We start from the raw sequence: 10,914 nt of genomic DNA on the forward strand, positions 1-10,914 counted from the left end.
TACATTCTACGGTGCATTGTGTACCTTTGCACTTCGTAAAATTTTAGATTAAAAATAAAAAATATATGCAAGCAACAACCACTAGCTTCGGAATTGAAGAAGCATTGGAACAATTAGGAATTAAAGACACAAACCTTGGTACCTCTACAGGTAGTAAATGGTTTTCTGAAGGTGAAGAAATCACCTCATACTCACCAGTTGATGGAAAGGTAATTGCAAAAGTATCCACATCTTCAAAAGGAGACTATGAAAAGGTAATAGAAACTGCTGCCTCAGCTTTTAAAGAATGGAGAGTAAAGCCAGCACCACAAAGAGGAGAAATTGTACGTCAATTTGGTGAAGAATTAAGAAGATTGAAAGAACCTCTAGGGAAGCTAGTTTCTTATGAAATGGGAAAAAGTTACCAAGAAGGTTTAGGTGAGGTACAAGAAATGATTGATATCTGTGATTTCGCAGTTGGTTTATCTCGTCAACTTCACGGATTAACAATGCACAGTGAACGTCCAGGACACAGAATGTACGAACAATACCACCCACTTGGAGTTGTAGGAATTATTTCTGCATTTAATTTCCCAGTGGCAGTTTGGGCTTGGAATACAGCATTAGCTTGGGTTTGTGGGGATGTTTGTGTTTGGAAACCATCAGAAAAAACACCTTTAACTGGTGTTGCTTGTCAAAAAATTGCTGCTAAGGTATTTGCAGATAACAATTTGCCAGAAGGTATTTCTTGTTTAATCAACGGTGATTATAAAGTTGGTGAATTAATGACTAACGATAAGCGTATTCCTTTAATTTCTGCTACAGGTTCTATTAGAATGGGTAAAATAGTTGCTCAAGCTGTTGCCGCACGTTTAGGAAAATCACTTCTTGAACTTGGTGGAAACAACGCAATTATTGTTACTCCAGACGCAGATATTAAAATGACTGTAATTGGTGCTGTATTTGGTGCTGTTGGAACTGCTGGACAACGTTGTACTTCAACAAGAAGATTAATTATTCACGAAAGTATTTACGATAAAGTAAAAGATGCTGTTGTTGCTGCTTATAAGCAACTTCGTATTGGTAACCCACTAGATGAAAAAAATCACGTTGGACCGCTTATCGACAAAGATGCTGTTAAGAATTACCAACACGCTTTAGAAAAAGTTGTAGAAGAAGGCGGAAAAATTATCGTTGAAGGTGGCGTTCTAGAAGGTGAAGGATACGAAAGTGGATGCTATGTAAAACCAGCTATTGCTGAAGCAGAAAACGACTTCGAAATCGTTCAACACGAAACATTCGGACCTGTATTATATATGATGAAGTATAGTGGTGATGTTGAAAATGCTATCGAACTTCAAAATGGAGTTGTGCAAGGACTTTCATCTGCTATAATGACTAATAACTTACGTGAAGCTGAACGCTTCTTATCTGTTCAAGGATCAGACTGTGGAATTGCAAACGTAAATATTGGTACGTCAGGTGCTGAGATTGGTGGTGCATTTGGTGGTGAAAAAGAAACAGGTGGCGGACGCGAAAGTGGAAGTGACGCTTGGAAAATCTACATGCGTAGACAAACAAATACAATCAACTATACAACTGAGCTTCCATTAGCTCAGGGTATTAAATTTGATTTGTAATATTTAAAATTTGACAAACTGAAGATTCATTTGTTTTATTAAATTAAAGAAACCCCAAAGATTAATTAATCTTTGGGGTTTTTTAATGTTCTAAAATCTCTAATAATTATATAATTCCGTTAGGCTCAACCCATTTGAAACGGTTTGCGTCTTCTGGTATTTTAATTCGATCTGCAATTCGAAGCATTCTTGAAGGTAATTTTAGAAGGTAATCACGAGCTTTTTCAGCTTCATCTGTAAGTCCTGAAATTTTAGAAATTTCCCAGTGAGAATTTAATCTTTCAAGAATATCGATATAATCATAAGTTGTATAAACACCTAATCGCTGTGCAGCATTACTAAAATCATCAAAAGCTGAAGCCATTTTTCCACCACTTTGTCGGAGGTTTTGGGCTGGCATTATAATTTTTTTCTGCATCATGTCTGCAAATGCCAACATCATTTCACTAGCATCGTATTCAAAAATAGTTTTTACGAATTGACGATACGCTAAATGATGACGCATTTCATCTCCGGCAATGAGAGTACACATTTTTGCTAGTGATTTGTTTCCTTTTTTCTTAGCGATTTTTCCCACTCGGCTGTGCGAAATATTGGTTGCTAACTCCTGAAAGCTCGTATAAATAAAGTTTCTGTAAGGATCTCGACCAGTACCAACTTCAAAACCATCATTAATTAAATGCTGTGTTGTTATCTCCACTTCTCTCATATTTACCCTTCCAGATAAATACAAATACTTATTTAATGTATCTCCGTGTCGATTTTCTTCACCGGTCCAGTGACGAATCCATTTACTCCATCCATTACGTCCGTGCTGATCAACTCCCTCCATATCCATTAACCAACTTTCATAAGTTGGCAATGCTTCTTCTGTTACCATATCACCTACTAATACGATCCAAAAATCGTATCCGAGTTCTTTTGCTTCTTCACGAATCTGAGTTACTTCATCCATATAATCCTCTTTCTGGAAATCTGGCAAAAGATCGGTTGGTTGCCAAATTTTTTCAACAGGAATAAGAAATTGATCGATATAATTATCAACTTCTTTTTCTATGGTTTGCATTACTTCGAGACGTATATTTTTGAGTGCCATGATATTTATTTTGGGGAAACTACTTATACAAATATAAGAACTGTAAAATGTATTTTGTAATAAAGAAGTGCTAATTCCTTCCTGATTCTTTAGGATACAGAGAATGAACAGCTTGGCTTTGCCAAATTTCCTTAGAATCTATATCAAGCATAGACAACTTTCCTTTAAAAGCAGCTCCAGTATCGATATTCCAAACATTTGCGAAATTAGCTGGGACATCAAAACCCACTCGAGTTACAGGTGTATGGCCTATATATATTTCCTTAAAGAGTTTTAAACGCTTAGGATATCTATCGTCGTCCATTGAAATTCTAGTATCTAACGAACAAGCCATTTCCCATAAAGTTCTATCCCAATACACCAAATGTGGATGATATTCGTGTTGAGGACCGTGTAAATTCATAAATCCTGCATGGAGAAAAAGGCGGTTTTCTGAATCGATATGATAATTAGTGAGGTTTTCAAGAAAACGAATGTGAATTCCTTTTTCAGTTTTTGATAAACCTGAATAGCTTTTTACAGTACTTTCACCACCCTGATTTAGCCACATTGAATTTTTTTCACCTGTTTTCAAGTAGTTATATAGCAGTTCATCGTGGTTTCCTCTTAAAAGGATACATTTATTTTCTTGAGAAAAATTTATTAAGTACGCAATAGCTTCTGCCGATTCACTCCAACCATCTACATAATCACCCAGAAATATATATTGTGTGTCTTTTGGGAGGTTTGCTTTTTCAATCAATTGTTTTAAAGCTTTTAAACCTCCGTGAATATCTCCTATTACAACTGTTCTCATTAGGATGAAATTAAAATAATAATTGCTATTGCAAAAATTAAAAATAATACCAAGAAGAATATTTTCCAGAATGAATATGGGCGATCTCCAGATATAATTCCACTTTGTCCGTTTACATAAAAATTATATCGCTTCCCTTTGAATCTATAAGTGCTGATATAAACTGGCAATAAAATATGTTTAAAGGTTTCATCACTTAGCTTTACATCAATTGATGAAACTCGCTGAGTATCCCCTCCTATATCTCTTTTCGCCCATGTTAGAGCTATACTTTCAGCAACTTCATTACTCGCTTTATGTCCCTCTAACAAAGGAATAGTATATTTTTCAGTTATAAATCCTGATAAGTAACTACTGTCAAAAGGTTTTAAAAGCTGTAAATTCCATCGTGCTATTTTAGCTGGGATCACTCCATTCTTTTGATTTGAAGCTTTTATTAATGTGTCATCTACAAAGCCTGAAACGCTTCCAGAAGCAGGATACCATCGCGTTCTTCTTTCTTGAACTGTACGTTTGTTTTTACCGCTTCCTACAGTTTTACTCACGTAATAATATTCGCCTCTTTGCCCTGAATAATTTGCATAAAGTTGTGCATCGAATGTCCAAAATGGAGCATATAAACCTTTAGTATTTTGCGGGTCTATTGCTGCTTTTTTAAGATTATTCGGCGCAAACCAGAGAGAGTTTACCCAGTTTTTAAAAATTTGATGCGCCTTTTGTTGGTTTATTTGAAATGGCAGAACTGCTCCCGGCAATATCCATTCTTCAGTATAAGCATCTTCTATAATTAAGGGTGAACCACAATATACACAGGCAAGAGATTTGTAATTTTCTTCAATGTGTTGATTTGCCCCACAGTTCTTACAATGAAGCATAGAAATTTCTTCACTGTGACTTAAAGAGCCCATCTTTTCTAAATAAGATTTAAGCTCTAACTCTTCGATTTCACTTTGTGAAGGTCTAATCTCTTCTGTATAACCGCAGTAATCACATTTAAGTTCTGTTGTACCAGGGGCATAAATAAGTTCTGCACCACAATTGACACAGGACTTTTTAAGTTCAGATTTTTTAGGTGAAATTTCTTCCATAAATTACGCTGTGGTTCGGAACCATTTTAAAAAAGTTATAAAGCAACATTTTTAAAATATTATCGAAACCTATTGTGGTGGTAAAGGCGGAGGTGTATTTCCACCTAAGAAGGATTTCAGCTCTTCCACTTCTTGAAGTTTTGTCCATTCAGACAAACCTGCTTTCCAAATTAAAGTGTCTTTATTTATTGTTCTATTAGCAAACAAGCCTTTTAGCTGCTCTATACTCACGGGGCCAGCTTGTGCGCCATTTAAAGCATAGAAATATTGAACTGCTGTAGGCATTGGCGGTGGCATTACTCCACCTTGCTGTTGTTGAACTTGCTGTTGTCCCATTTGTGGGTTCATCATTCCGCCCATTTGTTGCGCAAGTACAAAGCCCATTCCCATTCCCATACCAGCACCAGCTGTTCCACCTTCATTTGCAGCAGCTGCTTCAATAGCTTTTGCAGTTTTGAATTTTGTTAATTTATCAAGATCTAATTTATCGATTCGGCTGTATTCAAAAATTTCCTTTTTCAGGTCTTCCGGCATAGAAACATTCTCGATGTAGAATTTTTCTAAAGCAATACCTACACTATTAAATTCAGGCTGCATAACCTCTTTACAAGTTTCAGAAAGTTCGGTAGTATTTGCTGCGTAAAGTTCAATAGGAAGATTAGCCTTCCCAACAGTATCTGTAAATCTTGTAGCGATTAAGCTTTTAAGGTGTTCGTTAATTTCAAAATTGGTAAAATTATTATCTGTTCCAACAATATCAATTATAAATTTCCCAGGATCGTTAATCTTGAATGCATAAGTTCCGAAGGCACGAATTTCAACCAAACCAAAACGCTCATCACTTAGTGTAATCGGGTTTTTGGTTCCCCATTTTTCATCGGTAAAAAGATGCGTATTTACGAAGTAAACTTCAGCCTTAAACGGACTGTCGAAACCGTATTTCCATCCTTTTAAAGTAGTTAAAATTGGTAGGTTTTGAGTGTTTAAAGTATATGTACCAGGTTCAAAAACATCTGCAAGTTGGCCTTCATTGATAAAAACAGCTGTCTGCCCTTCTCGAACGATGAGTTTAGCGTTGTTTTTTATTTCATTTTGGTAGCGTTCAAACCTATGACATATAGTATCATCTGTATAATCCAACCACTCAATGATGTCAATAAATTCATTGCTTAATTTTTCTTTGATAGTATCGAATATGCCCATAGGATTAAAATTTATTAGTGTGGTTTAAAGATATAAAAATTAGGCGAAAAGTGTTTTTAATTATAACTCACCTTCCTTAAAATTCGCAACGATTCTTTAGAAAGCTGATAAGCTTTTACATTATAATCTCTTAAAACCTCCTTGGCTTCTTGTAATTTTTGTTTGGCATCTTCAAAATTGTTTAAATAACAAATGAGATATGTTGAAGGAAGAAGAGGCAAGTCTTTTTTCTCTGAATCGTTTAGCGGAATGTTGTGTTTTATTTTTGCCAAAACCGCATTGTTTGCATTAAAAATATGATAAAGTGTTTTCTTATTAAATTGAGGCGGCTCGAAAATCAACTCTGTATCAATATTATACGATCCATTTTCGTAAAAATGAATGGTAACTTCTTCCAATGGATAATATTTGAACTGTTCATTCAACCCTAAATGTACATATTCTACAATCTTGAAATAATCCTCAGTAAAGCCGATGCTTATTTCATCTAAGGCAGAATAAAAAAGTCGTACTTGCTCGTTGATTAATTCAATATCAACTCTAGAATAGTAGGTTTTATCTTTTAGTTTCTTTGGTGTTCCTGCCCAGCAAACTACAAATTGTTCTTTAAAAACTTTGTAGTGACTTTCTAAGTCTTTGTGTCGATTATTAATAAAATCGATAACACCGTCAAGCGTTAATTTAATATTGTTTTTAGCTGCGTTTTCTATAGATCTCACGATTTCAGAGTTCACATCTTTAATCTCAATATCGAAATCTTTTGGCATTGAAATACTGCCATCACGCATAAAAATGCTTCCGCCCCAATACTTCCAAATATTTTTTCGCAGCGAAGTGATTTTTCCGTGAGGTCTAATGGTAACCAACCCAACAACTTTGTCGGTTAAATTTGGAAAAGCCACGTTTTCGTAAATAATTAAAGGCGGGTTGGTGAGATACGCATTTACAAGATTTTGAATTTTACTATCATCAAAAAAGTCGACACCTCTTATTTCGTTGGTTTCATCCTCTACACCTATAACGATAAATGAATTATTTGCAGGATTACTATTGCTTAAAGCACAGATGTGTTTCAAGAATTTTGCTTTACCTTCTTTACTGCTAAGATCAATTTTTCGTTTCTTATCATAGAAGCTACTCTCATCGTTATGTGCGAGTAAGTTTTTAATAAGAAGTCGTTTGTTAATCATTGTTCAATCTCGTTATCAGTCAACTAGGAAATTTAAAAATAGCAAAGCTTTATTATGGGTTATCTCAAAGATATTAAAACCTGAAGTTATCTTGTGAATATGTTTGATTTGAAAAACGTGTATAATACAGCATTTTATTACTAAATTTGCACCTTCTTAATTTGAAGCCTTCAAGTTATGGTTTTCAGGTTAAGAAATGATTAAATAAACTTAAACTGTTCAGCATAAAACTATGAGTAAACTTGTAATTGTAGGTACTGTAGCCTTTGACGCCATTGAAACTCCCTTTGGGAAAACCGGAAAAATTCTCGGAGGCGCTGCCACTTATATCGGATTAGCAGCTTCGCAGTTTAAAACTGATGGTGCAATCGTTTCTATAGTGGGAGGTGATTTTCCTGAAGAAAACTTAGAGATGCTGAAAGAAAAAGGAATGAACCTTTCTGGGCTTGAAATTGTAAAGGAAGGAAAAACGTTCTTTTGGAGTGGAAAATATCACAACGATATGAACACTCGCGATACATTGATTACAGATCTTAATGTTTTAGCTGATTTTGAACCTAAAGTTCCGCAAGATTATAGAGATGCTGAAGTAGTTATGTTAGGAAATCTTCATCCTCTCGTCCAATTAGGTGTTATTGAACAAATGAACGACCCTAAATTGATAGTGTTAGACACAATGAACTTCTGGATGGACAGTGCACTAGAGGATTTAATGAAAGTAATTGCGAAGGTTGATGTAATTACAATTAATGATGAAGAGGCAAGACAACTTTCAGGAGAATATTCGCTAGTAAAGGCAGCTCATAAGATAATGGAAATGGGGCCTGATTACGTAGTAATTAAAAAAGGAGAACACGGCGCATTATTATTTGGCGATGACGATGTTTTCTTTGCACCCGCTATGCCATTGCGAGAAGTATTTGATCCAACCGGAGCTGGTGATACATTTGCAGGAGGGTTTACAGGATATTTAGCAAAAACAGGAGATTATAGCTATTCAAATATGAAAAACGCTGTTATTAACGGCTCGGCATTAGCTTCATTTTGTGTAGAAAAGTTTGGACCAGAAAGATTATTGAATTTATCCAATAAAGAAGTGTACGAACGAATCCAACAATTTAAAAGCCTAACGCAGTTTGATATAAAACTAACATAAATACGCGCCCTGAAATTTCAGGGCGTTTTTTATACTTTAAATATTTAAAATAACACAACTTAATAACTCTTAACCTTTAACGAGTATCTTCAAAAAATGAGCGACGCCTTAAAACACGAATGCGGAATAGCAATGGTTAGATTGCTAAAACCTTTAGAATATTACAAGGAAAAATACGGCACTGCCTTTTACGGGGTAAACAAAATGTACCTTATGATGGAAAAACAGCACAATCGAGGTCAAGATGGTGCTGGATTTGCAAGTATTAAGTTGGATGTATCGCCAGGAGAACGCTATATCAGTAGAGTGCGTTCTAATCAAGCACAACCTATTCAGGATATATTTTCGCAAATTAACGAAAGAATAAACCTAGAATTTAAAAACAACCCTAAATTAAAGGACAGTGTTGAAGAACAAAAGAAACACATTCCTTATATAGGCGAATTGTTTTTAGGACACGTTCGTTATGGAACTTTCGGTTTAAATAGTATTGAAAATGTTCATCCTTTTCTTCGTCAGAATAATTGGATGCATCGCAACCTTATTATTGCGGGGAATTTCAATATGACCAATACAAACGATCTTTTTGACAATCTTATTAAGTTAGGAATGCATCCAAAAGAAAAAGCTGATACTGTTACTGTTATGGAACGTATCGGACATTTTCTTGACAGTGAAGTAAGCAAGCTTTATAAAAAAGCAAAAACACAAGGTCTTAACAAGCAACAAGCTTCTCCTTATATCGCAGAAAATTTAAAAGTTGCTAAAATCCTTCGTAAATCTGCATCCAATTGGGATGGTGGTTACGCAATGGCAGGATTATTAGGCCATGGAGATGCCTTTGTATTAAGAGATCCAGCAGGGATAAGGCCAGCGTATTATTATCAAGATGATGAGGTTATTGTAGTAGCTTCAGAAAGACCAGCTATTCAAACTACTTTCAACGTTCCTTTTGAATCGGTTAAAGAGCTTGAACCAGGTCACGCCTTAATTATCAAGAAAAACGGGAAGTTAAGTACACCCGAAATTCTTGCTCCATTAGAAAGAAAATCTTGTTCATTTGAACGCATATACTTTTCACGAGGAAGTGACGCGGAAATTTACCAAGAGCGTAAAATGCTAGGAAAACTAGTTATGCCTAAGGTCTTAGAAGCCATCAACTACGATACAGAAAATTCAGTATTTTCATTTATTCCAAACACTGCCGAAACTTCATTCTACGGAATGTTGGATGCTGCACAAGACGAATTAAACAAACAAAAGAACGAAGTAATTCTTCGTGAAAAAGACAATCTTACCGCAGAAAGACTTCAGCAGATACAAGCACATAAAGTAAGAACTGAAAAAATCGCAATTAAAGATGTTAAGCTTCGAACTTTCATTACCGACGATAGCAGTCGAGATGATTTAGTTGCTCACGTTTACGATGTAACTTATGGAGTTGTAAAACCTGAAGATAGCTTAGTGATTATCGACGATAGTATCGTACGTGGTACAACTCTGAAAAAAAGTATTTTAACAATGCTCGATAGGTTGCATCCAAAACAAATTGTAGTCGTTTCATCTGCTCCACAAATACGCTACCCAGACTGTTATGGAATAGACATGGCGAGACTTGAAGACTTAGTGGCATTCCAAGCAGCTTTAGAATTACACAAAGATCGCGGCACCTATTCGGTAGTCGAAGAAATTTACAACAAGTGTATTGAACAGTCAACGCTGAAAGATGCAGAGGTAGTAAACCAAGTAAAGAAACTATACGAACCATTTACCGATGAGGAGATTTCAGATAAAATTGCTGAAATAATTAGTTCAGAAACTATTAAATCTCCGGTAAAATTAATCTTCCAAACTGTAGACAACTTGCACAAAGCTTGTCCTAAAAACTTAGGAGATTGGTATTTTACTGGCGATTATCCTACTGCAGGAGGAAATAGAGTGGTAAATCGCGCTTACATAAACTTCTATGAAGGTAATTTAGGTCGCGCCTATTAATGCTAAAAACTATTTAAGTTAATTAAACTTAGCACCATAAAAAAAATCCGCAATCAAATTGATTGCGGATTTCTTATTTATAGCTGTTATTTAAAAACTTGCTATTATTTGTTTTTTGAGTAATTAGCTGAAACTTCGTCCCAGTTTACTACGTTCCAAAATGCTCCTACATAATCAGGACGCTTGTTTTGGTACTTTAAATAATAAGCGTGCTCCCAAACATCTAGTCCTAAGATTGGAGTTCCACCACATCCAGTATTTGGCATTAATGGGTTATCTTGGTTTGGAGTTGAGCAAACTTCTACTTTTCCACCTTTATGTACACATAGCCAAGCCCATCCAGAACCGAATTGAGTTTTAGCTGCATCAGAAAACTTCTCTTTAAAAGCATCAAAACTTCCAAAAGCATCATCAATAGCTTTAGCCAAGTCACCTGAAGGCTTACCACCTCCATTTGGAGACATTACTTTCCAGAAAAGACTATGGTTGTAAAACCCACCGCCGTTGTTACGAACAGCTTTGTTGTTCATATCTAAATTCTTTAAGATATCTTCAATAGACTTTCCTTCCATATCTGTACCTTCAATCGCAGCATTTAGATTGTTGGTGTAACCTTGATGGTGTTTTCCGTGGTGTATTTCCATAGTTTGAGCGTCAATATTAGGCTCTAATGCATCGTGTGCATACGGTAATTTTGGTAATTCAAAAGACATAATTATATCGTTTTTTTATTGGTTATTACTAAATTGACTCAAATTTAATCATTATCTC

The 10,914-nt window shown here is 35.3% G+C and carries 9 protein-coding genes; 3 read left to right on the top strand and 6 right to left on the bottom strand.

Features of this window, described 5'->3' with window-relative positions:
• Positions 1 to 65 precede the first annotated feature (65 nt).
• Positions 66 to 1,619 (top strand): L-piperidine-6-carboxylate dehydrogenase, encoded by a 1,554-nt coding sequence (gene amaB / locus FHP04_RS01125; protein ID WP_139853991.1) that lies wholly within the window; start codon positions 66 to 68, stop codon positions 1,617 to 1,619.
• Positions 1,620 to 1,725: 106 nt separating this feature from the next.
• Here amaB and FHP04_RS01130 read toward each other — a convergent pair whose 3' ends face one another.
• From FHP04_RS01130 to FHP04_RS01150, 5 genes are all read right to left on the bottom strand, one after another.
• Positions 1,726 to 2,715, bottom strand: a complete 990-nt coding sequence (locus tag FHP04_RS01130) for an acyl-ACP desaturase (protein ID WP_139853992.1) — start codon at positions 2,713 to 2,715, stop codon at positions 1,726 to 1,728.
• Positions 2,716 to 2,785: 70 nt separating this feature from the next.
• Positions 2,786 to 3,511 (bottom strand): metallophosphoesterase family protein, encoded by a 726-nt coding sequence (locus FHP04_RS01135; protein WP_139853993.1) that lies wholly within the window; start codon positions 3,509 to 3,511, stop codon positions 2,786 to 2,788.
• The gene (locus tag FHP04_RS01140; RefSeq protein ID WP_139853994.1) at positions 3,511 to 4,599 is read right to left on the bottom strand and encodes a DNA helicase PriA; all 1,089 of its coding nucleotides are present in this window, start codon (positions 4,597 to 4,599) and stop codon (positions 3,511 to 3,513) included. The genes FHP04_RS01135 and FHP04_RS01140 overlap by 1 nt, the downstream gene beginning before the upstream one ends.
• A 69-nt stretch (positions 4,600 to 4,668) precedes the next feature.
• Positions 4,669 to 5,802, bottom strand: a complete 1,134-nt coding sequence (locus FHP04_RS01145; RefSeq protein ID WP_139853995.1) for an SPFH domain-containing protein — start codon at positions 5,800 to 5,802, stop codon at positions 4,669 to 4,671.
• A gap of 56 nt (positions 5,803 to 5,858) precedes the next feature.
• Positions 5,859 to 6,992 carry an ATP-binding protein gene (locus FHP04_RS01150; protein ID WP_139853996.1) on the bottom strand — a complete coding sequence of 378 codons (1,134 nt, stop codon included), beginning with the start codon at positions 6,990 to 6,992 and terminating at the stop codon, positions 5,859 to 5,861.
• A 232-nt stretch (positions 6,993 to 7,224) separates the two neighbouring features.
• Here FHP04_RS01150 and FHP04_RS01155 point away from each other — a divergent pair, with 232 nt between their 5' ends.
• Both FHP04_RS01155 and FHP04_RS01160 read left to right on the top strand, forming a co-directional pair.
• On the top strand, positions 7,225 to 8,148 hold the full coding sequence (locus FHP04_RS01155) for a PfkB family carbohydrate kinase (protein WP_139853997.1): 924 nt from the start codon (positions 7,225 to 7,227) through the stop codon (positions 8,146 to 8,148).
• 96 nt (positions 8,149 to 8,244) lie between these two features.
• A complete protein-coding gene (locus FHP04_RS01160; RefSeq protein WP_139853998.1) occupies positions 8,245 to 10,143 on the top strand; it encodes an amidophosphoribosyltransferase in 1,899 nt (632 codons plus the stop codon).
• A 104-nt stretch (positions 10,144 to 10,247) separates the two neighbouring features.
• Here FHP04_RS01160 and FHP04_RS01165 read toward each other — a convergent pair whose 3' ends face one another.
• Complete coding sequence (locus tag FHP04_RS01165) at positions 10,248 to 10,856, bottom strand: superoxide dismutase (protein ID WP_206735935.1); 609 nt, start codon at positions 10,854 to 10,856, stop codon at positions 10,248 to 10,250.
• Positions 10,857 to 10,914: the final 58 nt, after the last annotated feature.

This window comes from Aequorivita sinensis (assembly GCF_006346335.1).
In the GTDB taxonomy this organism is placed as follows: Bacteria; Bacteroidota; Bacteroidia; order Flavobacteriales; family Flavobacteriaceae; genus Aequorivita; species Aequorivita sinensis.

Excerpts from the sequence above, each read along its gene's own strand:
- amaB (WP_139853991.1), top strand. The coding sequence starts at position 66 with ATGCAAGCAACAACCACTAGCTTCGGAATTGAAGAAGCATTGGAACAA.
- FHP04_RS01130 (WP_139853992.1), bottom strand. The coding sequence starts at position 2,715 with ATGGCACTCAAAAATATACGTCTCGAAGTAATGCAAACCATAGAAAAA.
- FHP04_RS01135 (WP_139853993.1), bottom strand. The coding sequence starts at position 3,511 with ATGAGAACAGTTGTAATAGGAGATATTCACGGAGGTTTAAAAGCTTTA.
- FHP04_RS01140 (WP_139853994.1), bottom strand. The coding sequence starts at position 4,599 with ATGGAAGAAATTTCACCTAAAAAATCTGAACTTAAAAAGTCCTGTGTC.
- FHP04_RS01145 (WP_139853995.1), bottom strand. The coding sequence starts at position 5,802 with ATGGGCATATTCGATACTATCAAAGAAAAATTAAGCAATGAATTTATT.
- FHP04_RS01150 (WP_139853996.1), bottom strand. The coding sequence starts at position 6,992 with ATGATTAACAAACGACTTCTTATTAAAAACTTACTCGCACATAACGAT.
- FHP04_RS01155 (WP_139853997.1), top strand. The coding sequence starts at position 7,225 with ATGAGTAAACTTGTAATTGTAGGTACTGTAGCCTTTGACGCCATTGAA.
- FHP04_RS01160 (WP_139853998.1), top strand. The coding sequence starts at position 8,245 with ATGAGCGACGCCTTAAAACACGAATGCGGAATAGCAATGGTTAGATTG.
- FHP04_RS01165 (WP_206735935.1), bottom strand. The coding sequence starts at position 10,856 with ATGTCTTTTGAATTACCAAAATTACCGTATGCACACGATGCATTAGAG.